This is a genomic window from Pedobacter suwonensis, from assembly GCF_900111825.1.
In the GTDB taxonomy this organism is placed as follows: Bacteria; Bacteroidota; Bacteroidia; order Sphingobacteriales; family Sphingobacteriaceae; genus Pedobacter; species Pedobacter suwonensis.
The window spans coordinates 67,950-94,785 of record NZ_FOJM01000016.1 but is presented as its reverse complement, the minus strand read 5'-3'; the positions used below and the strand labels follow the sequence as shown (position 1 = coordinate 94,785).

At 36.8% G+C, this 26,836-nt stretch carries 21 protein-coding genes; 7 read left to right on the top strand and 14 right to left on the bottom strand.

The window, feature by feature from the left end; genetic code table 11:
• Positions 1-13: 13 nt before the first annotated feature.
• The 4 genes from BM107_RS19350 to BM107_RS19335 form a co-directional block, all read right to left on the bottom strand.
• Positions 14-385, bottom strand: coding sequence for a four helix bundle protein (locus BM107_RS19350; RefSeq protein ID WP_090986383.1), 372 nt, complete (start codon positions 383-385; stop codon positions 14-16).
• Positions 386-419: 34 nt separating this feature from the next.
• Positions 420-1,397, bottom strand: a complete 978-nt coding sequence (gene argC, locus BM107_RS19345) for an N-acetyl-gamma-glutamyl-phosphate reductase (protein ID WP_090986381.1) — start codon at positions 1,395-1,397, stop codon at positions 420-422.
• A gap of 90 nt (positions 1,398-1,487) precedes the next feature.
• Positions 1,488-2,675, bottom strand: a complete 1,188-nt coding sequence (gene argG / locus BM107_RS19340) for an argininosuccinate synthase (RefSeq protein WP_090986379.1) — start codon at positions 2,673-2,675, stop codon at positions 1,488-1,490.
• A 1-nt stretch (position 2,676) separates the two neighbouring features.
• Positions 2,677-3,375 (bottom strand): N-acetyltransferase, encoded by a 699-nt coding sequence (locus BM107_RS19335; protein WP_090986377.1) that lies wholly within the window; start codon positions 3,373-3,375, stop codon positions 2,677-2,679.
• 571 nt (positions 3,376-3,946) lie between these two features.
• Here BM107_RS19335 and BM107_RS19330 point away from each other — a divergent pair.
• Positions 3,947-4,648 (top strand): DUF4397 domain-containing protein, encoded by a 702-nt coding sequence (locus BM107_RS19330; protein WP_090986374.1) that lies wholly within the window; start codon positions 3,947-3,949, stop codon positions 4,646-4,648.
• A gap of 166 nt (positions 4,649-4,814) precedes the next feature.
• Here BM107_RS19330 and BM107_RS19325 read toward each other — a convergent pair whose 3' ends face one another.
• From BM107_RS19325 to BM107_RS19285, 10 genes are all read right to left on the bottom strand, one after another.
• Positions 4,815-5,798: a DUF5007 domain-containing protein gene (locus tag BM107_RS19325; RefSeq protein WP_090986372.1), complete on the bottom strand. Its 984-nt coding sequence runs from the start codon at positions 5,796-5,798 to the stop codon at positions 4,815-4,817.
• Positions 5,799-5,815: 17 nt separating this feature from the next.
• Positions 5,816-6,502: a hypothetical protein gene (locus tag BM107_RS19320; protein ID WP_090986369.1), complete on the bottom strand. Its 687-nt coding sequence runs from the start codon at positions 6,500-6,502 to the stop codon at positions 5,816-5,818.
• 25 nt (positions 6,503-6,527) lie between these two features.
• The gene (locus BM107_RS19315) at positions 6,528-8,045 is read right to left on the bottom strand and encodes a RagB/SusD family nutrient uptake outer membrane protein (RefSeq protein ID WP_090986367.1); all 1,518 of its coding nucleotides are present in this window, start codon (positions 8,043-8,045) and stop codon (positions 6,528-6,530) included.
• A gap of 12 nt (positions 8,046-8,057) precedes the next feature.
• The gene (locus tag BM107_RS19310; RefSeq protein WP_090986364.1) at positions 8,058-11,237 is read right to left on the bottom strand and encodes a SusC/RagA family TonB-linked outer membrane protein; all 3,180 of its coding nucleotides are present in this window, start codon (positions 11,235-11,237) and stop codon (positions 8,058-8,060) included.
• Positions 11,238-11,667: 430 nt separating this feature from the next.
• Positions 11,668-11,844: a transposase gene (locus tag BM107_RS25360; protein WP_397240012.1), complete on the bottom strand. Its 177-nt coding sequence runs from the start codon at positions 11,842-11,844 to the stop codon at positions 11,668-11,670.
• Positions 11,845-11,902: 58 nt separating this feature from the next.
• Positions 11,903-12,076 carry a transposase gene (locus tag BM107_RS25355; protein ID WP_090986362.1) on the bottom strand — a complete coding sequence of 58 codons (174 nt, stop codon included), beginning with the start codon at positions 12,074-12,076 and terminating at the stop codon, positions 11,903-11,905.
• Between the two features lie 991 nt (positions 12,077-13,067).
• Positions 13,068-13,538, bottom strand: coding sequence for a hypothetical protein (locus tag BM107_RS19300; protein ID WP_090986360.1), 471 nt, complete (start codon positions 13,536-13,538; stop codon positions 13,068-13,070).
• Positions 13,525-14,757: a DUF4221 family protein gene (locus BM107_RS19295; protein WP_090986358.1), complete on the bottom strand. Its 1,233-nt coding sequence runs from the start codon at positions 14,755-14,757 to the stop codon at positions 13,525-13,527. Before BM107_RS19295 ends, BM107_RS19300 begins: the two co-directional genes overlap by 14 nt.
• A gap of 353 nt (positions 14,758-15,110) precedes the next feature.
• The gene (locus tag BM107_RS19290; protein ID WP_090986356.1) at positions 15,111-15,572 is read right to left on the bottom strand and encodes a hypothetical protein; all 462 of its coding nucleotides are present in this window, start codon (positions 15,570-15,572) and stop codon (positions 15,111-15,113) included.
• Positions 15,573-15,752: 180 nt separating this feature from the next.
• A complete protein-coding gene (locus tag BM107_RS19285) occupies positions 15,753-16,220 on the bottom strand; it encodes a hypothetical protein (protein WP_090986354.1) in 468 nt (155 codons plus the stop codon).
• Positions 16,221-16,603: 383 nt separating this feature from the next.
• Here BM107_RS19285 and BM107_RS19280 point away from each other — a divergent pair, with 383 nt between their 5' ends.
• The 6 genes from BM107_RS19280 to BM107_RS19255 all read left to right on the top strand — a co-directional run bounded on the left by BM107_RS19280 (position 16,604) and on the right by BM107_RS19255 (position 26,756).
• Entirely contained in the window at positions 16,604-19,045 is a 2,442-nt protein-coding gene (locus BM107_RS19280; RefSeq protein ID WP_090986352.1) for a TonB-dependent receptor, read from the top strand.
• A gap of 60 nt (positions 19,046-19,105) precedes the next feature.
• Positions 19,106-19,816 (top strand): DUF4198 domain-containing protein, encoded by a 711-nt coding sequence (locus BM107_RS19275; protein ID WP_090986350.1) that lies wholly within the window; start codon positions 19,106-19,108, stop codon positions 19,814-19,816.
• Positions 19,817-19,889: 73 nt separating this feature from the next.
• Positions 19,890-21,107 carry a PepSY-associated TM helix domain-containing protein gene (locus tag BM107_RS19270; protein WP_090986348.1) on the top strand — a complete coding sequence of 406 codons (1,218 nt, stop codon included), beginning with the start codon at positions 19,890-19,892 and terminating at the stop codon, positions 21,105-21,107.
• 211 nt (positions 21,108-21,318) lie between these two features.
• On the top strand, positions 21,319-22,458 hold the full coding sequence (locus BM107_RS19265) for a M28 family metallopeptidase (RefSeq protein WP_090986346.1): 1,140 nt from the start codon (positions 21,319-21,321) through the stop codon (positions 22,456-22,458).
• A gap of 174 nt (positions 22,459-22,632) precedes the next feature.
• The gene (locus BM107_RS19260; RefSeq protein WP_090986344.1) at positions 22,633-23,706 is read left to right on the top strand and encodes a DUF5694 domain-containing protein; all 1,074 of its coding nucleotides are present in this window, start codon (positions 22,633-22,635) and stop codon (positions 23,704-23,706) included.
• 275 nt (positions 23,707-23,981) lie between these two features.
• Positions 23,982-26,756 (top strand): outer membrane beta-barrel protein, encoded by a 2,775-nt coding sequence (locus tag BM107_RS19255; RefSeq protein ID WP_090986342.1) that lies wholly within the window; start codon positions 23,982-23,984, stop codon positions 26,754-26,756.
• Positions 26,757-26,836 lie beyond the last annotated feature (80 nt).

Here is a 26,836-nt window from a genome sequence, read left to right as displayed (position 1 = left end):
TGAGGTGTAGGGTTTAAGGTTTTTTTCCTGCACTTCTCAAAAATTTTAAAAATGAAATTAGCATTGCCCTAACTTCGCTAATTAACTGATTTACTTTTAGATAATCATCTTCACTTATATACTTCAACTCTGAAGCACATAAACAACAATAATCTATCTCGTTGGCAGAGCCTAAAGCATTATCAAGAAAATGTGCAAAATCTTTATCTGTAAATCTTCCACATCCTTCAACAATATTCAAGGGTATAGATAATGAAGCACGGGTAAGTTGTGAGGTTAATTCAAATCGCTCTTCTTTTGGAAATTGAGTCGCAATATTCTTTTTGATGAACATATTCAACTCATGTGCTTTTTTCCATACTTCAAGTTTTTTGTAATCTCTCATGGTTTTACCTTACGCCTTAAACCCTTTACCTTAATTAAAAATTTGCTGCCTTTAACTTAAGTCCTGCTGTTTCATCAAAGCCAAACATCAAATTCATATTCTGAACCGCTTGTCCGCTGGCGCCTTTCAAAAGGTTATCGATAATACTGATGATAAATAATTTACCACCGTGTTTTTCGATGTGTACCAGTGCTTTATTGGTATTTACAACCTGTTTTAAATCGATATTTTTCCGGCTCACATGCGTAAAAGGATGCGCGCTGTAATAATCTTCGTAAATGGTTTGGGCTTCCTCTAAAGTAAGTGCGCTTTCCAGATACATAGCGGCCAAAATACCTCTGGTAAAAGCGCCACGCTGTGGGATAAAACTTAAAGCTTCAGTAAGTGATGGTTGCAATTGCAATAAACTTTCGCTGATCTCGTTCAGGTGCTGGTGTTCGAAAGCCTTGTAAACAGAAAGGTTATTATTTCTCCAGCTAAAATGAGAAGTTGTGGCCAAACTCTGTCCGGCGCCGGTTGATCCGGTAGTGGCATTAATGTGAACCTCATTTTGGATCAACCCTTTTGCCGCTAACGGTAGTAAGCCCAACTGAATACAGGTTGCAAAACAGCCAGGATTTGCAATATTACCTGCTGATTTGATCTTATCACGGTTTAATTCAGGGAGGCCGTAAATAAATTCACGCTTTTCGAATGTAGATTTTTTATGCAACCTGAAATCCTGCGATAAATCGATAATCCTAACATTATCGTTAATGGGATTAGCGGCTAAAAACTTATTCGCATCACCATGGCCGACACAAAGGAAAAGCACATCAATATCTTGCGGAATATCGTTTACAAAGCGTAAATCAGTATCCCCGATTAAATCGGTATGTACATCAGAAATTAAATTTCCGGCATTACTGGTACTATTTACGAAAGCAATTTCAACATTTGGATGGTGAACCAAAATACGCAGCATTTCTCCGCCAGTGTAACCTGCACCACCGATTATTCCTGCTTTAATCATTTTTTTAAAGGTTTAAGGGTGTAGGGTATAAGGTTTAGGGGCCGGGCGGATAACCTTACGCCATTTCGCCCTAAACCTTAAACCTCGAGGCTATGCCTCATTATTTACTTTATGCCAAATCATTACCTGGTTGCCGAAGATTTTAGAAAAACCTTTTACATCTTCACCGCTCCAGGCATTGTTCATTTCACCATAGCTGCCAAATTTGTTGCTCATTAAATCGTGGCCAGATTCAATGCCGATAATCTGGAAACGGTATGGCAATAGCTCAACAAAAACTTTACCGCTCACAAATTTCTGCGTATCGGCTAAAAATGCTTCAATATTCCGCATGATGGGATCATGGAACTGACCTTCATGCAACCAGTTACCATAGAAAGAAGATAACTGTTCTTTCCAGCTTAACTGCCACTTCGTAAGCGTGTGTTTTTCTAAAGTATGATGTGCTTTAATAATTAAAACCGGTGCTGCCGCCTCAAAGCCCACACGCCCTTTAATACCGATAATGGTATCGCCCACATGGATATCGCGACCAATGCCGAAAGGTTGCGCAATGGCCTGCAATTTCTGGATGGCTTTTACCGGCGCCAATTTTTCGCCGTCAAGCGCTACCAGTTCACCTTTTTCAAAAGTAAGTTCAATTTTACGCGACCCGGTTTCTGAAACCTGTGTTGGCCATGCACTTTCTGGTAAGGTTTCGTTGGAAGTTAATGTTTCTTTACCGCCTACTGAAGTACCCCATAAACCTTTATTGATTGAATATCTTGCTTTCTCGGCACTATATTCAACACCATAACCGGCTAAATATTCAATTTCAGCTTCGCGTGATAATTTCAAATCCCTGATTGGCGTAATAATTTCAACACCAGGAATCAGGATATTGAAGATCATATCGAAACGAACCTGGTCGTTACCTGCGCCTGTACTGCCATGCGCTACATAATCAGCGCCGATTTTCTTTACATAATTAGCAATTGCGGTAGCCTGACTTACACGTTCTGCGCTAACAGAAAGTGGATAAGTTGCATTTTTTAATACGTTTCCGAAAATCAGGTACTTAATACAGTCAGCATAGTAGCCCTCTGTTTCATCTACTACCGCATGCGATTTTACCCCTAAAGCATAAGCTCTTTTCTCAATTTCCTGTAACTCCTCATCAGAAAAACCACCGGTATTTACAATCACCGAGTGTACTTCCAATCCACGGTCTTTCGCCAGGTATATACAACAAAATGAGGTGTCTAATCCTCCGCTAAATGCTAAAACAACTTTTTTCATGCTATTTGAATAAAAGGGTAAATAAAAATAAAATGGCTTTTAAGCCGGTTTTCGGCTTTTGTTTAACAACCAAACGTTGTTTAATGCGCATAAAGCGCTCATATAATTTGGGTTTTTTCTGCAGTTCTTCAGCAAATTGTTTGGCTACTTCGTGCTTTTTCTCTGCCGGATCATAAAGCATAGCCGTGCACATGCAGTTTTTACGTTCCTTCATTTTCAAAATTTCGAAGTTTACGCAGCTCTGGCAACCTTTCCAAAATTCTTCATCCTGTGTAAGTTCGCTGTAGGTTACCGGCTCATAGCCCAAATCTGAGTTTATCTTCATTACGGCCAAACCTGTTGTTAACCCAAATATTTTTGCTTTGGGGTACAACCTTCTCGATAAGCCGAAAATCTCATTTTTAATGGCCTTAGCCAACCCGGCTTTACGGTATTTAGGGCTTACCACCAAACCACTGTTGGCTACAAATTGTCCGTGACTCCAGGTTTCGATATAGCAAAACCCTGCCCATGAACCATCTTTGTGGAAAGCAATAACCGATTTGCCCTCTTGCATCTTATTAGAGATGTATTCAGGAGAGCGTTTTGCGATGCCTGTACCACGAGCTTTCGCAGATTCGGCCATCTCGGTTACAATTTCTTCTGCAAATACACGATGTTCAGGAAGTGCAACCTGCACTATAAATTCGTTAATATCCATTCGTTTTCTAACGAAAAATTATAAGTATTCTTGTTAATTGGGTTTTTAGAGAGGATCAATTCCTCGTTACGTTTAGTTGAGTACTAAATACGTGGAGTGAAATTTTGCCGGCTTGTGGGATAATAAAACACGGATTGAAAATGATTAATAAACAAACCTTTTCCAGACACGGTTTGTGCATTGGAAACTGAAAGTTTATGTAAAATTGGTTTAATCATTTCTTGCGTATTAAAACGGCTTTAACTCTATTGAGGTGCAAAGGTTTAAATAAAAATCGAGTTACGCAATAATATTGTATTTTTTTTATTTTAAGTTTTCTGTTTTATTGGATTATTCTGACTGAAGCAAGCGCTTATGTAATTTAAAAATAAGCGATCACTTAACATTGAGGTTTATCATTCTAATTGTCAATTCAAATTTTGTTAAAAAAGGCACTAATTTTTAACATCTGCTTAACATCATTTAACATCTTCAGATAGTGTTTAAATGCAATATTTACATGCCTGTAGCGAATACGATTGAATGATCGTTTTATGGGTACTCCTTAATTATTAAATCAAATTTTAACCGTATGAAGAATTTTACGTCATTTCATTTCAAACCGATCACTTTATTTTTCCTAATTGCTTTAACAGCGTTAACTTCATGTAAAAAAACCGACACTGTCGATCCTACCATATCGTATTTAAGGGTAATTAATGCGTCACCATCTTTGGCAACTTATAATACATACTTCAATGGCAATATGGTTAATTCAGCAGCTTTGCCATTCGGAGGCGCCATTAGTTATCTTTCATCTCCCGCTGGCACTTACAGTTTAAAATTTACCACCGCCAGCAGTGCAGAAAGTTTGTTGACCAAAAATATCACTTTAAACGCAAGCACCTATTACTCATCTTATTTAATCAATAAACCCGGTGCACTAGATATTTATACTATTGGCGACGATCTTTCTATTCCATCAACCGATAAAGCCTATATCCGCTTTATCAACCTATCGCCCGATGCGCCTGCTTTATACCTGGCCAAAACCAGTGCGACTACCTCATTGGTTACCAATAAAGCCTTCAAAACAGCAAGCAGTTTCATTGCTGTAGATGCGGGGACTTATACATTGGATGCTAAAGAAACATCATCCGGAGCAGTTAAAGCTACTTCCGAGAGCACCAGCTTTACAGCAGGTTATCATTATGATATTATTTGCGGTGGTTTGGTAACACCGGCAAATGATACCGAAAGACCATTGAGTTTACAGGTTATAATGATCAAATAAGAAAGATTTTAGTTTTCAACTTTCATAAAAAAGGCAATTTTCGAATCGAAAATTGCCTTTTCAGTTGTAGTAAAAATTATAACTGTATCATGATTAAGAAAGTATATGCTAGATCCTTCAACAGGCTCAGGATGAATTCTAGATTTATTCTACAGCTGCTATTTTTTTATTTTCTAGTTACATCAGTAAATTTTACCTGAATGACATAAGTACCTTCTAATTTAAGTCTCCAAGACCACCTTGGGTTTACAGAGAAACCTGGTGATGTTGGAAATCCATCTATTGATTTTATAAAGGTACTCGGTATTCTGTAATACATTAAGAAACCCCAGTCGGTAGTTGGTGTAATATATTTTGTTAAAGGAAACGGTGCTACCTCAAAATCGCAGATCATAGCGGTATCAGTTTGAATAACTGGATTAAATTTCGCATAGTTTTCAAAAATTGGTCTATCTCCCCTTGCTATAATTTCTTTTGCTTTAGGATTAAAGACATTTCCATTTTTATCTACCATTTTCAGTATAGCTCTTGCACCTACAGATGAAATTTTTGTACAGGTAATGATTGGGTTTTTCATTGGCGTTACCGCACCGGTAACATCATTAAAGCCGTTAGCAACATTATCAGTAATCTCAAACAGGTCATCTATAGTGGGATCTACCACATTAATTGTTGCTAATTTAGGAAATAACTTGGTACCAGTACCATTAGTCATTTCTACATCATATACATATCTTCCTAAGGGTAAGAAACCAGATGCTTTGTTAAAGGTAAGCTGTCCGCTTAATTCATTAAACTCCATTGGTTTCTTTTTAACAACTTCCCTTTTCTTATTCAGAAGCTCGAGGGTTACATCTGTTTCAGGATCAAAATTGGCACCTGTCTTAAAAACAGTAATTTCATATTCCTTCGAAAACTCTGCAGGCGCAGGAGAACCATCTTCTTTTCTCAAATTGAGCAATTTATAGGTAAAAGGTGGTGTAGAACCATCTGCATTGATTCTATCTGACTGAAAAAGAGTCAAGCCTCTTTTTGCATAAATATTATTGTCTTTATATCGAATGGCATCACTTAGAAAACCATTCTGTATTTTTTTACAGGCCACTACACTTAACAAGAGTAATAATCCTAAAATGTATTTAATTTTCATAATTAATTGCGATTAAATTAATTGCCCAAAGACTGTGCATTAAAAAATAACCTGTGGTATCCACTAAGCACATGAACGATACCATTGGTTGTGACGATTCCAGATGTTTGACAATCCACAGCCTTATCTTTTTGTGAATCGGGAATAGTACTTTGATCCGTCTCCTGATCATCACGGGTTCCGATTACTTTGGTATACGTTACATAATCCACATAATTAAGATACTGTGTATATTCATAAGAACGCCTCAATTTGATCAGGTACTGAACATTTGGAATAGCCCCTAATAAACTGTTATAAAGCTTACCGCTAACGGTCATTTGGTCTCTGTTGATCTTACCCGCAAATAAATAAGTCTTTAATGAATCGTTCAGCTCCTGTGATGGAATATCTTTGATCCCAAAATCAAAATTTTCCTTCCCAAGTTGGAGAGATTTCTGATACTTCTTGGCCTTTACATACTCCGCTATGCCATAATTTGTAGTTGCAAAAAGGGTTACATTACCATTTACTACATCCTTTAAACCAGCCCGGTCTATCACTTTCACTAAGGAATCGAAATTGCGGTTAGACTTTAAGTAATCGTAAGTACTTAAATTCACATTGGGATCACTTGGGCCGCCATCCCTTTTATAATCATTTTTTTTACAAGCAGTTAGTGCCAGTAATAGTAATGAAAGATATACTAATATATTATTTTTCATATTTTAATCTCTTAATAAAAACAACTTATACTTTACCCAACCAATATGGTGTTTGTTTCAATAACGGATTGTTTCTAAACAACGCAGGGTCTACAGGCCAATAAAACCCTTCTCTTCTAAACCTGCTTTCCGTAAGCCAATCTACGATAAGACCGTATCTTCTGGTTCTGAGCAAATCATAAAACAAATGTCCTTCCAGGTACATTTCTTTGCCACGCTCATACGCATATTCATCCATTACCTGATCTACGGAACTTCCCGCTGGAATTAAAACCGGATCAGGGTCATTTCTTTTTCTGAAATCATTGATAATACCGATAGCTGTAGCAGCATCCTTTTTGTAAAGTGCAATCTCCGCCTTAAGAAGTTTCATATCACCCAGTCTGAAAATGATAATGTTATTGCTCAGATAAGGGTCTAATTTTTGCCCAGGATTTCTGTACGTAACATTACTGTACTTTATACTCATTGGTTTATTCGGATTGGTGAGGTCAAAGCCCTTTTTATAACGGATATCTGTGGTGGTTTCGAAATGATTATTAAGATACAAAGGCGTGGTATAAAAACGTGGATTGTTTCCATAACCTTTAATATAACTCTCATTTAAAAAATAAGAACCTATCGAACTATTGGAACCTTCCAATGTATTTTCGCTGATGTTAATTTCAAATATGCCTTCAGAAGAACGACCAATAAAAGTATTTTTATAATTAGCGGTATCGGTTAATGCATAACCTCCTTTGTTAATTAATGTATTTATGGTCGTATCGGCATTGTTCACATCAGTCAAATTAGGCGCATCTACTGAAACGTCAGACATGGTCGCTCTCCAAAGATACAAATGGGCTAAAAGGGCGTATACTGAGCCTTTATTTGCCGTAACTTTGGCGTCGCCAGTATTGGTATAATTCCAGCTTAATAGATTAATGGCTTTATGGCAATCATTTTCAATCAGTTTCATCACTTCCGATTTTGAACTTCTTGGCAGTTGAGGCGCATTGATTGGATCGTCGTAAGCTTCTGTAACCAACGGTACATCGCCCCATACCCTTACCATCATAAAGTAGCTTAGTGCGCGGAGAAAATAAGCCTGGCCAATCACCGAATTCCGGAATTGTGTAGGATCGTCTTCGCCAGATAATTGTGTATCGCTCATCGCATTAACTTTCTTCAAAATCAGATTAGACATGGCAATGCTTTTATAATATAAAGTATAATTTGCCAGCGTATTGATATTGTATTGAAAGGTAAAATCCCCACCCTGAATCCCTTCTAAACCGTCTCCGGAATATTGGATGGTAAAATAGTTTTTGGCAATCGCATCACCATACATAAAATAACGATTGTTTTTGTTGGTAATCGCACTACGCATCATGGCATAATTACCGGCGATGGCACTTCTTACATCCCTGGACGATTGCCAGAAGGTTTGCTCATAAGGTGCGTCTTTAGGTTCTTCATATAACAATTTTTTACAGGAACTTACGGTAACTGCTATGCCCAAAGCGATAAGAACACCGATTTTTGTGATTATATTTTTCATTTATTGACGATATTAAAATTGAACTTGTACACCTAAAGTATATTTTCTTGGAATAGGATATCCGGTTCCATTATATTCTCCATATCCGTTAACAGCTTCTGCATCTGGTAATTTTTTTGATTGCTGGAACATATATACGTTATCAACAACGGCGTATAATTTCAGCTGACTTAAGCCTAATTTTCTTACGGCTTTAGGACTAAAATCATAACTAAAATTGATACTTCTGATCCTTGCATAACCACCTTTTTCTAGGAAAAAAGATTGTGCAGCTGTATAATAATATCGATAGGATCCCAAATCGAGTTTTGCATATTCGGCTTGATCTCCAGGGTTTCTCCAGATGTTCAGGCGACTTAGATCCGGTGAAGAAACACTAGCAAAATTATATACGGCATTAGCATCAGTTGCGTTCGTAAAACGATCTGAATCAAATAGGTTGAGTACATCACGTTTAAGTGTAAAGTTTACAAAAACACTTAAGCTAAAGTTTTTGTAAGAAAAGTTATTGGTCCAGCCACCGGTAAAACGTGGGTTAGGATCACCAATTGGAGCCTTATCCGGATTGATACCATCATTAAAAATATCTATAAAATAATCTCCATCCAAATCTGCCAGATAAAAATCACCTGCACTAAATGTTCCATTACTGTTTCGATATCTTTCTCCAGTGTAAGGATTCTGGGGAATATCTGCTGAAGTAGAAAATACGCCTTTTGTACGATATAAATAAAAAGCATTTAGTGGACTACCTACAGAAAGCACGTGGTTTTTATCAAAACGATCTCCGCTCAAAATAATATCACGGCCACCGTTCGGCAAACTCATGATCTGATTTTTATTATAAGAAATATTAAAAGAGCTATTCCACTTAAATTCCTTACGTAAAGGATTAGCGGTTAGAGTCAACTCCAAACCTGCATTACGAACTGCAAATGCATTGGTGAAAGCATTGTCATAGCCTGATGTAACCGGCAAATCAACATTGAAAAGTTTTTGTTTTACTTCTTTATTATACACATCAAATGAAATGGCATATCTACCGTTATCTATTTCCATATCGGTACCGATATTCCATTGTGTAGATTTCTCCCAGCTTAAATCCTTTTGAGCCACACCATTTCTAAAGTTTGGTGTAATTGCGGTTACACCATTATATGAGGTTGCTCCTCCATTCCCGCTAAAATAACCATTGTTAACCTGGTAGGTATTATATTGTACATAAGCATTTCTTTTATCCTCATTTCCTGTCACGCCATAACTTCCTCTTATTTTAATGAGTGTAAAAGGATTATTGGATAAGTTTTTCATAAAGTTTTCTTCTGAAAGAAGCCATCCTGCTGAAATGGAAGGGAATACGCCATATTTGTTGTTTTCACCAAAACCAGATGAGCCATCCGTTCTGATCGTTCCCGATAAAAGGTACTTGCTATCGTAATCATAATTAAAGCGACCGTAATAAGCTACCAGCCCGTGTGCGATGTAATTTGAATAAGCAAAAATATTCTGTTGTTTAAAACCTGTAACCGTTTGAATATTGTCTGAAGCGCCTCCATAGCCAGATGCCTGGGTAGATTGAAACAAACTATACTCTATATCCTGACCCGCTACTGCACTAAAAGAATGTTTTTTAATAGAACCATTATAAGCGAGATAGTTTGATGTTCTCAAGCCCATATCAGTTGAGGAGAAACTAGAAGAGCTGTTGCCAAAACCGTTGTTTAACAAATTGCTCATACTTACATCCCTGCGGTTATTGTTATTAGTATAGGAAGATTGTGAATTTAAGGTAAAGTGTTTGTTAAATTCGTAGGCCAGGTTGAGGTTAGCTAAAAACTGGTTCGACACATTTCTGTTTAAATTTTCACCATCTTTACTGACGAAATAATCCAATTTTTCGGGAGATATATTAAATAACGAGGAGGGCAAATTCCCTGAACCAACTTTTGTAGGCTTAGATGGATCGTTTGGATCTTCGTTCCCTCTTCCTCTACTGGCACTTGAATAAGAAAATATCGGGTTGATCATTAATTTTTTATTCATTGCCCTTGAAGTAAGATTTAAACGCGTGGTATAACGTTTAAAGCCCGTTCCTTTTACAATACCATCTTCATCATAATAACCTCCACTAAAGCGATAAGTTGTTCCATTATCAGTACCACCGCTTATACTGAGGTTATTATCATTGATTTTACCCGTCTGATAAAATAAATCCTGCCAATCGGTATGGCCATTGAATGCCGGATTTAAGCTGTCGGTAAGGATGTAAGGCAGTTGCACGCGCTGATCGTAACTCAGCTGCCTTTGAAGCACTTCCATTTTTTGCCTACGCTCTGTGGTACCCATGGTAGCCTGTCTTAAATTAGGGCGTTGCACCATCCCATAATAAGAGTTAAACGTCACTCGAGTATCGCCACCTACACCTTTTTTGGTTGTAATTAAAATCACACCATTAGCAGCTCTTGAACCATAAATGGCCGCTGCTGAAGCATCTTTTAATACATCAATAGATTCGATATCACTCGGATTAAGACCGGCCATATAGTTGGTTCCTGTACCTGTTCCTGGTGGCACAAGATCATCAGATGATTGGGGAACACCATCTACCACATAAAGAGGCGATCTGATAACATTAAACTGATCATAACCTGTGCTACCTGTTGAGTTACCCCTTACCGATACCGTTGGTGCCACACCTGGCTGGCCAGTAAAGTTTTGAACGTTTACACCTGATAAACGGCCTTGCAGCAACTGATCAAAACTTGCAGCAGGTAAGTTGGCCAGTTCTTTACCAGAAATACTGGAAATTGCTGCCGTAGTTTTCTTTCTGGTGATTTTTTGATAACCGATGGTAACCACCTCGTTCAGCGTATTATTATCTTCTTCCAAAGAAAAATTTACTGTACCGCTCGCAGAAACCGTTTTCTCTACCGATCGATAGCCTACAATTCTGGCGGTAACAATTGCACCCTCTTTTTGAACAGTTAAGGAGAATTTTCCCTCAGCATTGGTGGCCGTACCATTTTTGGTACCCTTTTCAATAATCGAAACGCCGGGTATTGGTGTGTTGGTTTGATCTACAACTGTTCCTTTAATTGTTTTCTGCGCGAAGGCCAGCCAAGGGATCAGTAGATAAAATAAGGTTGCCGTTAAAAATTTTACATAGCAATGTCTTGTAGAAATTTTTTCCATTGATGTTTAGTTAGTTAGTTTGATAATATTTAAAAGTATCAACATTTTTACCCGAGGGTTAACTAATTTTTAGCTAACTAAAACCATATTTTAACTTAAAAATTTAACATTAATTAACATTTACTTACCAAAGTATATCTTCTATTTATCCAAAATATGCCTTTGCGTTATTTCTATGGCCTATATCAATTAAATTAAGTCTTATTTTCGTTATTTTTCAGAATACATATTGCTAATTAATTAGCAATCAGATTTTAACGGGTAATGCCAGAAAAAATCTCTCTGTAGCGCCATCTAAAACGATAAACTAATGTCTTAGTAAATAAGTTAACATGGACTATAAGTCATAGTTAAAATATAATCGGTTTCTGCCTAACCAATAATATGAACGGAGGCCCGCATAAGATTTGCCCATTTGTTGATTGGGCTTCTATGCCTGGCTGTCCCATATACACACAGTTTTTAGAATTCCACTTACCGATTCTATTAGTCCCCTTTTTTTCAGGAGCATTTTACGTTCCATGACAAAGAGCTTGTTTTTCATATTATTCAACCCTCTGATGAACAATTCCTTATCCATCAGCTTTTCTAATGCTTTTGCTTTGATAAACGCTTTTGTCTACAAAAGCATGGCCTTTGAGTTTCCCAAAGAGTTTAACCATTGTTTATAGGTTCTTGTCTGACACATCCCAGGGTAAAAAAAGCTTGATGATTTCGCAAAAGGCATTGAGGACCGGGAGCAGTTTAAGGCCATGGAGCCATCCTGTTGAGCTTTTTCCCCTTGCAGCCTGGTTTTTGAATAACCTGTGGCTGCGGACCCTCCTGTTATTGCATACCATTAATACGGCTGAATCGCATAGTATTCCCACAGAGTTGACCCAGCCTGCAAATGTTCAGATAAAGTACAAAATAGGTAAGCATCCGGCGTTTTAATTGCACAAACATTCCGTGACTGGGAGCAGCAGGGAAATAACTGTCGAGATATCCTTTTCTACTTCCTGACGGTAGCAAAACTAGAAACACTCATAGCCGCTATTGTGACAAAGTATCTCTAAACATATCATTTTAGAGACGCTTATTTTTGGTTGGTTTACAGACTTGGGGATAGGGCATGAATGGAATGATCAGCCATTTTTTTATCAAAAGCGGTAACAAAATCATCCAGTTCACAGAAAAGATTGATTACCTTTAATTCGCTAATGATCATGGTATTGGTTTAGTTGGACAACTGAAATCCCCTAATATCATGGTTGTCAACATTCTATATTTATCATAAATATTGATAATCAAATATTAAACCCATAACCCACGTTAAGTCATACTGAAAACAAAAGGTGCTTAAATAAGCAGAGATTTTTCATTTTAGAATTAAACTAATAAACACAGAGATACTTAAAATTAAATTTTCCAGTTTTACTTTACAATTTGTCTATCAGAATACTATGGAAATACAAAGTTAAACCGAGATCTTATACCCTACATGCATCAGCATCCATAATATATAAAATCATTCACAATCAAGGCAGGACAAAAATAGAACGGTCGATTTGTGATCAGCCAAAATTCAAAGTAGCTTAGTGGGTTGAGCGCTTTTAAGAAAAACGTGAACGAATAAAAGGCAAAAAAATATTATCCACCTGAAATGTTTTATAAGTAAAGTAAAAGCAATAGTTAAAAATATTGATGAAAATTACAAATTAGGCTAAGACACTTTAATAATGAAAATTTGTTGCTGAATTAACGCATATTTACAATCACGTGAAGTAATAATATACTCAATAACGCATCTCTTAAGATTGAATACATTATAATTGCATTAAGTGATGATTATCATTTCAAAATAAAACCATATTTTTTTGATATTGTATCAACATTATCCAGATATAGCCAATCTTTGTAGAAAAGTTGCGACTTCTTAAATTCAAAGAAAGCATTTCTTTGAAAATTAACTCCATATTTTTCTAATTCAAAACCTTCATCCACAATAAACTCAATATTTGTATTTTTCATTGAGTCTAAAACTTCAGAATTATTCCTGGGAATGATAACTATCTTTTTGTAGTCACTAAATTTATAATTCTTTCTGTCGCCTAATTGCTTTAGAAATTTGATGGTTTTTTCAGTACAAGAGCCACAATTACCAGATATCACAACAATAAAGTAATTATTCAGTTTTGATAAATCAGTGTGCTGCTTTTCATTGAAATACATGTTAAGGTGCTCTTCATCTTCGGATAATTTACGCTTATTACATGCTATGATAGTTAATAAGAAGATAAAGATAATGCTATATTTTTTCATTGGAATTTACTTTGTCAACTTTAATAATGTCAAATTTCAAATGTAGTGGATCTATGAACCTATTTTTTCTATGGTTAGGAGAAATGAATAAACCTTCTTTAGTAATAAACCACGTATTCGGTGAATATCTATACTTAGGTAAATCTATTTCTTTTACTACCTCAAATTTTTCATTAAAAATCATTAATACCAAAGGTTTATCTAAAATAGAATTAAAATATTTACCATCTTTTTGATTTATATTTCGCAAACTAAATCTATAATAAATATTTCTATACTTATCATACATCACATTAAAGAACTGGGTATTCTCAATGTGATGGGTTACCCATTTTTTTGGGTCATCTCCTTTAGTATAAGAAACAGAATCAGCTAAACTTTTTCCTTTTAAAGGAGCCGCTCCATAACAAGTGATGGTTGCGCGTTTTGGGTCGTATTGATAAATATTCGATTCATACAAGTAGCCATAAGTTAAAACCCCCGGTTTCTGGTGTTCACTCGTTACAATAGAGGTTAGAAATCCTGCATTACCTTTAATCTTATAAAGATAATCAGAATAAGATATCGGAAGGAATTCAAGTCGTCCACCATTTAAATCAAAAGAAGCAAAAGCAGGCATTTTTCTGTCCCAATTAAAATTAGAATATATTGGATTAAAAATAAGCTTGCCATCAAAAAAAAACATTTTAAATTCATGGCTATATGAGAGTAATTTTCCAAAGAAATTATTTCTATTTGAAATACTATCCATGGAAATATCCTTTTTCTTATTCAGGTTTGTATCAATCACAATCAACCGATCATTGCTATAGTTTAATAAAATTGAATCAAAATTTACTATACCAATGTCTGCAATACTCCTATTTTTATCTAAGTCCTTCCTGTCCAGATTCTTTAAAGATAACTTTTTTCCAACTAAGCTTAATTGCCTACATAAGATTCGATTTGTTAGATCGAAGATATCAATACTCAATGTGTTAGGGTTATACCCTAAAAGATAATCTACATTGTGTTCGCTATATTGCGTATAGGTAAAGTACGCATTTGCATATCCTTGCTTTACAGGTATTTTGATAGAGTCTATCTTTATCTGATATTTCGAGGCGTCTTTAGCTAATTTTGATTTTATGATGTAGTAATCTTGATTTTTATTTTTACAAGAAACAAAACAAAAGAAGCTCAAATACAAAAAAAAGAAAGTGCTGAAAAATTTAAACATAGGTTACATTGCTTAGTGGCATTTCAAAATTTATTAATATACCAATAGACCTTCGATGGATAGATTATTCGCCAAGGCGTAATAATTTTCTACGATAGTATAGTATGGCTTTGTGCAAAACATCACATAAAGCTTTGCTTAATTTCAGATATTTAAGAACAAGCCTCTAAAATTTAAGATTACATCGCAGGAATCTGTGGCATATTTAACGGAACTTAAGGGTCACTGTTGCAAACAGATATCAAAGATACCGGCTACACAAAAGCAACAGTGTATCCATTTGAAAAAAATTTGAACACAACGTAAAAGTTAATGGTAACTTAATACCATTTAGATAAAATATTTCCGTGAGGTCAGTTGGGCGGCGTTTGGCAATTAATTAGAGCACCGCAGCTTGGCCCACCACCAATCGGCGCCCCTTGATAACAGCCAAAGCTGATACTACCATAGTTACATGGAACAGGGTGATTTTCTCCAGGACATATCTTTACATTTTGACACACAAGTGTAGATTGGATACCAGTTTTACAACCATACTCTTGAGATCCAGGACACGCATACGGACGATTAACAGGACTTGGATTACAATTACCCTGCCCATTACAATCCGGGCCTGATGTACCACCACAACCTGAAAAACCATCAGGGCAGGTTTTTACATAATTTCCTTTAACAAAAGCTGACTTTGAAGCTGATTCTGAACTCTGCAACAGCAACTCTGCTTTATTGACTTTATAATTCACAACATTTTCCTTTTTAAAAGAAAATAATAGAATACCTACTAAGAAGAGAGAGACAATAGATGCAATTTTCATAAAATTCTATTTATACGTTAATGAATATATTGTGATAGGAATTATTAGTCTGAATCACCATTATCTTATTCAAATTAATGCCTATTTTGACACATTTTACTTGAGATTTTCAACTACGACTATTTATATGTCCTCACATGAATACAGCGATAACATTTTTTTTCTAAAAGATTGATAGGATCAGTCTGGTGGTGTTTCGCAATTTACTAATGTACCGCAACTTGGTCCGCTAATGGGAGCGCCTGCAAAACAACCAAAGGCAATACCTCCATAATTACAAGGTAATGGATGATTTTCTCCAGCGCATACCTGAGCAGTTTCACATATAGCGCCTGTTTGAAGACCAGACTTACATCCGTATAAATTCGAACCAGGACAAGGATATTTCCGTAGTATAACTACCGGTATCACACATGGTTGTTGTGACGATTCACAAACAATTCCTGCTGTAGCTCCGCAGCCCGTATACCCATTTGGGCAGACTTTCACATAATTTCCTGTTGTACTACTCGCTAAAGTATTAAGTGATTTGGCGTTTTCAAACAAGGAAACAGCCTCTGTTACCTTATAATTCACATCTTCTTCTTTTTTACAGGAAAAGAAGAGAATACAAATTAAGGAGAACGAAATAATAGATGTTAATTTCATAAAGATTGTGTTTAAACAAATGTTAGTTTATGCATTTTTGCTGAATTGGGACTTTATTAAAGTTAAAACATTATAATAGTATTGTATACTGAGGTTTACAAGGCCTGCATCAAATTAAAGCTTTTTTCGACATATATTTCAGTTCGATTTTAACCCAGACTACTTATATATTAACATATTTATACAGCAATTACCTTTTAAATTATACATTAGAATGTTTGTTTAATTATAACATGCATCATTGTTAACAGATGGGTAATAATTTGTATGAGGATATTCTCTAAAAGATTTTCCCAATTTAGAATAGTTCAAAATAATTTGGATTATAAAAATTTCTGACGTTATTTTGCGTCTGTTTAGAATTAATCCAAATAAATACTGTAATGTTTAAAATCAAACTTTTTAGTTTTACTTTCCTGTTCACTTTTGCCAGTTTATTATGCTTTGCCCAACAGTTTTCAACCATTACTGGTACAGTTACCACATCTGATGGAAAACCAGCAGCTTATCTTTCAGTAGGTTTGAAGGGTAAAGGCTTAGGAAACGTCACCAATGATAAAGGTACCTTTGAGATACCAAGGGTTAAACCAGGTTCTTATATCGTACGCGTATCAGGTGTTGGCATCCAAAGCGTAGAAAAATCAGTTATAATCAATGCAGGTGAAAATAAAACGGTTGATTTCGTAATCAACCAGAATTCAAACCAGCTCAATGAGGTTAATATCAATAAAGTTAAAGCCAATAAATATGGCGCCCAAAAAAGCGATTATGTAGCTAAAATGCCTATTAGTAACCTGGAGAACCCTCAGGTTTATACCACGATTACCAAAGAGACATTTAATGACCAACTGATATTTTCTGTAGATGATGCTACACGTAATGCCGTTGGTATTCAGAAAATGTGGGAATCAACCGGACGTGGTGGAGATGGTGGCGCGTATTATGCGTCGCGGGGCTTTATTGTACAGTCGAAATTAAGAAACGGAATTGCAGGTAATATAACCAGTCGTAATGATGCAGCCAACATCGAAAGTGTGGAAGTAATTAAAGGCCCGTCGGCTACTTTATTTGGCAGCACTTTAACTTCTTATGGAGGTTTAATCAACCGCATTACCAAAAAACCATTCGAGGGCTTAGGCGGTGAGGTAACCTATTCGGCAGGTAGCTATGATTTAAACCGGGTAAGTACCGATTTTAATTTCCCTGTTGATAAAGCCAACCACATTTACGCCCGTATCAATGCATCTTATAATTATAAAGGCTCTTTCCAGCAAAACGTATTCGACAGGGGTTTCTTTGTGGCACCAAGCTTAGCCTATAAAGTAAACGACAAGCTGGATTTTACTTTTGATGCCGAAATCGCCAATGGTAAGAATACCTTAAAACCATTTGTTTTCTTTTATTTTCCGGTGAAAGACCTTGGTTTTGATCGGGCAGACCAGTCTGGCATACCTTACGATAAATCGTTTACAGGTGATGTGATGAAGCAAAAATACAACAGTACAACTTTCTTTGGCCAGGCCAATTATAAATTTAATGAGAACTGGTCATCACATACCAGCTTTTCATCCAGCTATAGTTTTTCTAATGGCCGTGGAACCTACCTGTTCTTAGTTCCCAATAACTATCCTCCACTAGGTAACCCAAATGCTGCTCCGGGCGCCGATCTCATTTCAAGGGCAGATCAATCAACAGACAACAGCAAACTTTATAACTACGAAATCCAACAAAATTTCAACGGGACTTTTAACCTGGGTTCAATAAAAAACAGGATGGTTTTGGGTCTTGACTATTTACGTCAAAACTCCGATCAATTGTTTTATGGAACAGACAGTTTCGATCTAACAAATAAAAACGGAACAGGTGCTAACTATTACAACTTCACAGAAACTAATTTAGCAGCCTTTTATGCAGCAATGCCTAACGTCCCTAAATATCCTTATCATTTTAAGACCAATACTTACAGTGCCTATGCCTCTGATGTGATTAACCTAACCGAAAGGTTAATTGCTTTAGCGGCCATTAGAGTAGACCGTTTTGACAACAAAGGTAATTCTGACCGAGCAGGTTCGGCACCAAAAGGGGCTTATAAACAAACGGTTTTCTCTCCTAAATTTGGCCTGGTATTTCAGCCTATAAAAGATCAGTTATCATTGTTTGTCAATTATCAAAATGGATTTAACAATCTTAACGGCATAGATTATAAAGGTGAAGCATTTAAGCCCGAGCAAGCTAACCAGATAGAAGGCGGTGTAAAAAGTAACCTGTTTGGCGGCAAATTAACCGGATCGGTATCTTATTACTACATCAAAGTGAAAGATATTGTAAGGGGTTATAATGGCGATCTGTCTAATCCGAATGCACAGATCCAGGATGGCAACAAAATCAGCAAAGGTATAGAAGCAGAAATTGTAGCCAACCCTTTAAATGGTTTAAACATTATTGCAGGTTTTGCCTATAACGATAACCGTTTGCAAAATACTTCTCCGGATGTTGAAGGAAGACGTGATGCTTATTCAGCTGCTCCTTATTCGGCAAACTTATGGATTAGTTATAAGTTGGCGGCGGGTGCTTTAAAAGGCTTTGGTTTAGGTGCGGGTGGTAATTATGCCAGTGATAACAAAATTGTAAACAGTGTAAGCCAGGGCGTATTTATCCTGCCTGCTTACGAAGTTTTTAATGCTTCGGTATTTTATGATCATCCAAGGTTCAGAATCGGTGCCAAAGTAGACAATTTTACCAATCAAAAATACTGGACTGGTTATAGCACGATGAATCCTCAGGATTTAAGAACTTTTACCGGTAGTGTAACTTATAAATTTTAATAAAACAAACAGGAGCATCTGGATCAGATCAGCTGCCACTCTTGTCAAAACCCAGAAAACATGAAAACTAAAATCTCATTACTATTTTTCTTTCTAGCCTTTGGCATTTCGAGTGCATTTGCACATGCTTTATGGATAGAAACAGCTTCAACAGGCAAAAAAGGACAAGCACAGGAAGTGAAAGTTTTCTTCGGAGAATATGAGAGTAACGAGCCCGACTCAGCCGCAAAATGGTTTAGCAATTTAAAAGAATTCAGCCTGGTGTTAACCGCTCCAAACGGAAAAACCAGGGTTTTAACCAGCGCTCCGGCTGTACGTTTCTTTAAAGCAAGCTTCACTCCAGATCAGGATGGCACTTATAAACTTTCTGTAGTTCATGAGGTTGCTGACATCTATGAAAAAGCTAAAATTGAATATTACGCCTTTGCAGATGTAGCCATAGGAAATGCAAAAATAAACACGGTTTTCCCTGCAACTGCAGCATTAACCATCAGACCCGATAAACATGCCTTAAAAATGGGTGAAACCTCAGTTCATCAGGTCATCTACAACAAAACTCCTTTCGCAAAACAAAAGTTAACGGTTGTAAATGCTGAAAGAAAAGCACAACCTACTGAAACCGATGCAGAAGGGAAATTCACTTTCAAACCAGCACAAAAAGGAAACTACTTTTTTGAAGTTTTTACCGAAGATAAAACACCAGGCCAACTGAACGGAAAAGATTACGAAAAAACCTGGCATTTGGTAACCTATACCACCGAAGTTCAATAAACAGATTAGTTAAAAGTTGTTAACCAATTGGCGTGTAAAATCGTCAATTGGTTCTTCTATTTAATAAAGCCCAATGTCGCCAACCAAAGCCATACATAAAAAAACAAAGAAATCGCGTATAAGAAAAATCAATGACTGGCTGCACTTGTGGCTGGGTATAACATCTGGTCTTGTGGTCTTTCATTTGGGCATTACCGGCTGCATTTTTGCCTTTCAGAAAGAAATTACTGAATTTATCCATAGAAAAGAGTTTTTTGTTGAGGTACCGGCAAATAAAAAAACTATTCCTTTAAGCATATTAAAAGCAACAGCCGAAAAAACCTTTGGCGGCAAGAAAAAGGTTACCTTCATCTCGAGTTATAGGCAAGCTGATCGCGCATGGGAGTTTGGTGCTTACAAGCCTGGTAATCCTAAAGCATTCTGGTATTTTGATTCGATAGATTATTACGACATTGTGTTGATTAACCCCTATACAGGCAAGGTCACATTGGTTTCTGATTATAAATACGAATTCTTCAGTATCATTAAAATGCTGCACTGGAGTTTTCTCATCAACCATCCCATCGGACAGCAGATTATAGGCTGGTGTACCTTCATATTTGTTTTTCTTTTGATTTCTGGTATGATCATGTGGTGGCCTAAAAATCTTAAAAAATCGAACTTCGATAAAAGCTTCAAAATTAAATGGAAAGCCAAATTTAAACGTATCAATTATGATCTGCATAATGTACTTGGTTTTTATGTGATGATTATTTGCCTGATGCTGGCACTAACCGGCCTGGTGTGGGCTTTCCAATGGTTCCAGAACACTATATATGTAGTGGCATCGGGCAGTATTTCGCCTCCGGAACAAATTATGGCCCAATCAGATTCAACTAAATCTGTTAAGGCGATTCCGTTTGATGTAGCTTTCGAAACCGCACAAAAGTTATTTAAAAATGTCGAACGCATTGGAATGTCGCCTGCCGAGGGTGGTACGGCAACCATTTACGCAACTGGTTACAGCGGGAAAGAAACCTATTGGAATTTCGATGTTTTGCTGTTCGACCAGTACACAGGTAAATTGCTGGCCCGTAAAAATCAAAGTGATAAAAATGCAGGTGAAGCACTTATCGGCATGAACTACGATATCCATGTTGGCGCTATCTTAGGACTTCCAGGGAAAGTAATGGCATTTTTCGCAAGTTTAATTGCTGCCAGTTTACCTATAACCGGATTTATCATTTGGTGGGGCAAAAAGAAAAAGAACAAAAATCACTCAGCCACGAAAAATTTGCCACAATACCATTAATCACTGTGATATTGAATCCCTTCCATCTGGTAAGATACTGAAAGAAATCCGATCACTAACTATGGGATCAGGGTGCCAGTTGCTCCCACCTTTACTCAAGATTTGCCATCTCGTATCAATGAATTGTAGATTTGTAATCCAGCTAAAGAATTACTCTACATCCTGATTACATATCCAGACTAACAATTATTTTATTTTACTAAATTCCGGCATGAAAAAATTCGGATTCTCCCTTTTGCTGTTTTGTGCAATCAACAGTTTTGCACAGGACTCTACTTATACCAGAGGGATCATCAATACCCTTACGTCAAAAGCTTTCTGGGGCAGAGGTTATACCAAAGACGGGATGAAAAAAGCGGGCGATTATATTGCAGATGCGTATCAAAAAATCGGCTTACTGCCAATGGGTACAGCCTATAAACAGACCTTTAGTTTCCCTGTAAATACGTTCCCGGGAAAAATGGTGGTAACCGTTAATGGCGAAAAACTCATACCAGGAAAAGATTTCATCGTAAATAATGAAAGTCCGGGCATTAAACAAATAGCCGAACTAACTCCGGTTGACAGCCTTCACTTCCAGGCTAAACCTTCGATACAAGTTTTACTAAAAGATAAACTAACCTGGTCTGTAGCTACCGAAGTTGGGGATATTACGACTATACAACTCAATAAAAAGAGCCTTAACACCCTACCGAAAAAAATAAGCGTTGACATTGAAAACAAATTTATCCCCGATTTTCAGGCAGCCAATATTTGCGGTTTGGTTAAAGGCACTCGGTATCCTGATTCCTTATTGATCATCACTGCACATTACGACCACCTGGGCGGAATGGGGGCAACTACCTATTTCCCCGGTGCAAATGATAATGCAGCTGGTGTGGCCACTTTATTGAGTCTGGCCAAATATTACGCCGCTAATCCCCAGCCCTACTCTATTGGTTTTATCTGTTTTGCAGCCGAAGAAGCCGGATTAGTAGGATCAGGATATTTTGTAGAAAACCCTCTTGTTCTATTAGGTAATATAAAATTCCTCATCAACCTCGATTTGGTAGGCACAGGCGAGTCAGGCATGACAGTGGTTAATGCTTCAGTTTACCCCAAAGCCTTTGCACAGCTAAATGCCATCAATAATGAACACCATTACATCTCAAAAATCAATCAGAGAGGTAAAGCAGCCAATAGTGATCATTATTTCTTCACGGAAAAAGGTGTTCCCGCATTTTTTATTTATACCCAGGGAGGTCCCTCTGCCTATCATGATATATTCGATAAACCTGAAACCTTACCCCTTACCAAATACAAAGATCTGTTTAAACTAATTGTCGGTTTTAATCAGAAATTAATGATATAGTTGCATTTTTTTAGGACCAAAACGATAAACCGCTATTCAAACACCCCATTATCCATAATCAACCCCTAAATCCCCGTTTTTCCGATTGGGATAATATTATCAGCCTTTGGGATAATTAAATTGAGTAGTAAGGCTTGTATACTCATCTTTGAATCAACAAAAACGAAACGAATTATGAGAACTATACAAAAACTTAATCTGGTATTACTACTGGTGGCATTTACACTTAAACTGAGTGCACAAAATCAAATCGAAATTGTTATCGTAGGTTCCGCACATGATAACGCTAAATCAACCATAAATTTTCAGGCCATAATTGATAAACTTAAAAATTTTAAGCCTGATATGGTGTTTGGTGAATACCTGCCACAGGACAATTATGCTAAACTGGAAGAAAGTAACTGGGCAAAAGAATTGTTTAAAAAGGAGCGTGACTACCTGCAAAAATTAAATCCCGAGTCTCCTGAAAACATAGATGCACAGATTAAAAAAGACCTAAAAGCACTTGCAAAATTTGCTTACTATCATCAAACGAGGATGAATTTAGCGGTTAATTATGCTAAAAACTGGGATAGAGGAAATACTGAGTATCAAATCTTTGTGCTAGAGAACTATATGAAACAGAGTTTTGGCAAAGAAGAACTTGCCACCTATAAAAAGATGTTTGGTAGTGTAGATTCGTTAAAAAAGATGGGTCTTTACAGACCGGGAAGTGAATACAGCAAAATCTATTTCCCCCTTATTTACCAATTGAAACAAGATCGGATTTATAATATGGATTGCCAGACCTATGATGAACCCTGGGGCGAAGCCTGGAATAAAACAGACTCGTTATATAAGATTTTAATCGGCAAAGCAAAGGCCGACAGCAGCTCGCAGGAAGCTGCTACTGTTAAAGCTATAGAAAAATACTGGTCTTACAGTAAAGATGAAGCAAGTGTATTTAATGCTGACCCTTATGCAGGTATGAATACAGTAAAATATGGTGTTTTAGATGAAGCCTGGAACTTTTATGGCGGATCGCACTTTTATGGATATGCGGGATTTCCGACTGAAACGGTAAAGGAAATGATAGCGCAGTGGACCCTGAGAAATGAAGGGATGTGTAAAAATATCATCGCACAGGCGAAAGCTAAAAAAGCAAAAAGGGTTGTAGTAGGAGTTGGTGCATCGCACCGGAAGTGGATGGAAGAAATTTTAGCAAAAAACCCAGATGTAAAAATGATTAACTATAACGATATACACTAAAATTTAACATACGTTCCAGAGCCTCCTTGCCTTGCATGGGGGCTTTTTTTTTAAAAGTTCGCAAATTTTTTCCACTGCTGTTTGCAAATTCAACATAAACGGACTAATTTTAAACTAACAAATTAGTTATTCGCCTTTTATGCAACATCTTAAAGAATTGTGTGTCTGCCTTTTAAACAAACCCCTGGTCCATCACATTTTTAGTCCCGTTCATCACATTTATTGAATTTATAAAAAAATAGCCGATAATTTTAGGTTCCTTATTTAAACCAAACATGAAAAAACTCTTACTTTCTCTCACTTTCAGCCTAATTATCTTTAGCCTGTTTGCACAAAAAAATGGAAGCATCACCGGAATATTAGCTGATAGTGCAAACCATAAAACCACATTAAATTATGCTACTATTTCGGTTTATAAAGTTGGTGATAGTGCATTAGCTACTTATAAACTGTCTGATGATAAAGGCGTTTTTAAAATCAATGGTCTGGCCACGGATGTAAAATACCGGTTAGTAGTAACCGCCTGGCAATATGGAACTTTTAGAAAAGAAGTAGAACTCAGCACAGCCAATCCGAGTTTAAACCTTGGCACACTTTACCTTTCCACCAAAGCAAATGACTTAAATGAAGTGGTCATATCTGCAGAGCGCCCGCCCGTAATTGTGCGTAAAGATACCATTGAGTTTAATGCCGAATCTTTTAAAACCCTGCCATCCGCAGTGGTAGAAGATCTGCTAAAAAAGCTTCCTGGTGTTGCCATTGCAGCCGATGGTTCTATACAGGTTAACGGCAAATCAGTTAGTAAAATTTTGGTAGATGGAAAAGAGTTTTTTGGTGGCGACCAGCAAATTGCAACCAAAAATCTGCCGGCAAATATCATAGATAAAGTACAGGTAGTGGATGATAAGCAGGCTAAACGACGGGCTCCTGATTTAACAGAAGCAGAAATCCCACAAATTATTAATCTAAAGCTCAAGAAAGCCATAAAAAAAGGTGCTTTCGGTAAACTATATGCGGGAGGAGGTTTAAAGGATCTGTATCAGGCTGGTGGATTAATGAACTTCTTCAGGGATACTACGCAGGTAAGTGTTTTGGCTTACGGCAACAATATCAATCAGCCTGGTTTTAACCCCAGTGATGTTCAGCGGATAGGTGGATTTAACAGAAGTGGGATTAACTCGATGATGATGAGTTCGGGCGGTTATTTCGAGTTTAACGGCATCAATTTTGGCGGAAGTAATGACGGTGTTCAAACTTCATCAGGCGGAGGTTTTAATTTTAACACCATCAATAAAAAAGGGATCAAATTTAATACGCAGTATTTCTTCGGAAAATCAAATAATCTTTTAGAAAAGCTTTCCAACAACAACCAGACCCTTGGCACAGATCGCTTAATTACCAATGCCAATGAAAATACTGCTTCTATTATTCTAAAGCATAATATTGGTGGAAAACTAGACTGGCAGATCGATTCTTTAACACAGCTTACCATCGAACCCTCAATTGTATTAAATTCCAATAATTCGATAAGCAAAGTGTCATCTAACAATAGCAACGTCAATAACCAGTTAATCAATGCACTCGAAAATTTGAATGATAGAAACAGCTCCAGCAATAAATATCAGCTAAGGGCCGATTTTAATAAAGATTTTAAAAAGCCCGGAAGATCTTTAAACCTTGGTGCCGATATTTCTGCGAGCCCAAACCCCGTTAATAATTATAACAAAAGCACCAGCATTTTTTACCTCACACCATCAACTTCAGAAATTGACCAGTTACGACAAAATAGTATAGATAACTTCAGATCTTACCTCTATGGCAACTATGCTGAGCCGATCAGCAAAAAACTGAAATTTAAAGCTGATATCAATGGAAATATCATCAATAGCGAAAATGCATTAAGTACATTTTACCGTAATCCGGCTAACCAGCTGTATGATATTGTAGTACCGAACTTATCGCAAACAGTTAAACAGAATGGATTCAAAACCAACACAAACATCAGCCTCGGATATAAAGTAACTAAAGATTTCTACCTTCAACCCGGATTGGTACATAATTATATTTCATTGAACAACCGTTTCACAAATGGAGCAGCTGTTGATCAACGTTATCATTTTATGTGGCCGACATTTCAGTTGACTTATAAAATATTCCGCTTTAATTATACTGCCAGTTTTACAGAGCCTAACGTGAGTTATCTCCAGCCAGTGGCCGACAATACAAATGCGCTTTATATCAGAAATGGAAACCCTAATTTATTGCCAGCCCGTAGGCAGAGTTTAAGCATGTATATGTACAAATATGACCCTAAAAACCTTATTAATTATAATTTATATGGCTATGGAAATTTCACCAAAAACGGCATAATTAACACCGTTACGATCAATAATGGCGTTCAAACGGTTAATCCCATTAACATGAGCGGTATTTATAATTTTCAGGGCGGGGCGAATGTTTCAAAAGATTTCCGGAAAGATAAAACAAGCTTGAAGGTTGGGATGGGTTTTTGGGCTAATTTCGATCATACGCCTGTTATTGTTAACAATATTCAAAGCAATGCCAATGTTTTCTATGTTGGACCAAATGGTAGCATCAGATTGAACCTGAACGATAAAGTGGAAATCAATCAATCATACTACATCAATTTAAACCGTAGCAAATACGATGATAGTTTTTATACCAACATTAGCTACAATACCCATCAGAGTACATCTGAGCTGATTATCCGTTATCCTAAAAAAGTGGTTTTCGAAACGAGTTATGCTTTAACCATTAACGAACAAAAAATTGCAGGCTTTAACAATAACATTAAAATCTGGAATGCCGGCCTTACTTACCTGTTTATGAAAAATGATCGGGCCCAATTAAAATTTTCGGTAAACGATATTCTGCAGAGCAACGTAAGAAGGAATATACAGATTATAGGTAATAGTGTTATTGATGCACAAAGCAATAACCTGGGCAGGTACGGCATGCTTACACTTACTTATAACATCCAAAACTTCGGTCAAAAAGTTGGCGGAAGACAAACGTTCTTCAGTTTTTAACTACCTTATTCCGAATGTAGTGAAGAGTCTTTGCGCAGATTTAGTTTGCTGTCATCAGAAGATTCTTCACTGCGTTCAGT

Coding starts and splice junctions, on each gene's coding strand:
- BM107_RS19350 (WP_090986383.1), bottom strand. CDS start 385: ATGAGAGATTACAAAAAACTTGAAGTATGGAAAAAAGCACATGAGTTG.
- argC (WP_090986381.1), bottom strand. CDS start 1,397: ATGATTAAAGCAGGAATAATCGGTGGTGCAGGTTACACTGGCGGAGAA.
- argG (WP_090986379.1), bottom strand. CDS start 2,675: ATGAAAAAAGTTGTTTTAGCATTTAGCGGAGGATTAGACACCTCATTT.
- BM107_RS19335 (WP_090986377.1), bottom strand. CDS start 3,375: ATGGATATTAACGAATTTATAGTGCAGGTTGCACTTCCTGAACATCGT.
- BM107_RS19330 (WP_090986374.1), top strand. CDS start 3,947: ATGAAGAATTTTACGTCATTTCATTTCAAACCGATCACTTTATTTTTC.
- BM107_RS19325 (WP_090986372.1), bottom strand. CDS start 5,798: ATGAAAATTAAATACATTTTAGGATTATTACTCTTGTTAAGTGTAGTG.
- BM107_RS19320 (WP_090986369.1), bottom strand. CDS start 6,502: ATGAAAAATAATATATTAGTATATCTTTCATTACTATTACTGGCACTA.
- BM107_RS19315 (WP_090986367.1), bottom strand. CDS start 8,045: ATGAAAAATATAATCACAAAAATCGGTGTTCTTATCGCTTTGGGCATA.
- BM107_RS19310 (WP_090986364.1), bottom strand. CDS start 11,237: ATGGAAAAAATTTCTACAAGACATTGCTATGTAAAATTTTTAACGGCA.
- BM107_RS25355 (WP_090986362.1), bottom strand. CDS start 12,076: ATGGTATGCAATAACAGGAGGGTCCGCAGCCACAGGTTATTCAAAAAC.
- BM107_RS19300 (WP_090986360.1), bottom strand. CDS start 13,538: ATGAAAAAATATAGCATTATCTTTATCTTCTTATTAACTATCATAGCA.
- BM107_RS19295 (WP_090986358.1), bottom strand. CDS start 14,757: ATGTTTAAATTTTTCAGCACTTTCTTTTTTTTGTATTTGAGCTTCTTT.
- BM107_RS19290 (WP_090986356.1), bottom strand. CDS start 15,572: ATGAAAATTGCATCTATTGTCTCTCTCTTCTTAGTAGGTATTCTATTA.
- BM107_RS19285 (WP_090986354.1), bottom strand. CDS start 16,220: ATGAAATTAACATCTATTATTTCGTTCTCCTTAATTTGTATTCTCTTC.
- BM107_RS19280 (WP_090986352.1), top strand. CDS start 16,604: ATGTTTAAAATCAAACTTTTTAGTTTTACTTTCCTGTTCACTTTTGCC.
- BM107_RS19275 (WP_090986350.1), top strand. CDS start 19,106: ATGAAAACTAAAATCTCATTACTATTTTTCTTTCTAGCCTTTGGCATT.
- BM107_RS19270 (WP_090986348.1), top strand. CDS start 19,890: ATGTCGCCAACCAAAGCCATACATAAAAAAACAAAGAAATCGCGTATA.
- BM107_RS19265 (WP_090986346.1), top strand. CDS start 21,319: ATGAAAAAATTCGGATTCTCCCTTTTGCTGTTTTGTGCAATCAACAGT.
- BM107_RS19260 (WP_090986344.1), top strand. CDS start 22,633: ATGAGAACTATACAAAAACTTAATCTGGTATTACTACTGGTGGCATTT.
- BM107_RS19255 (WP_090986342.1), top strand. CDS start 23,982: ATGAAAAAACTCTTACTTTCTCTCACTTTCAGCCTAATTATCTTTAGC.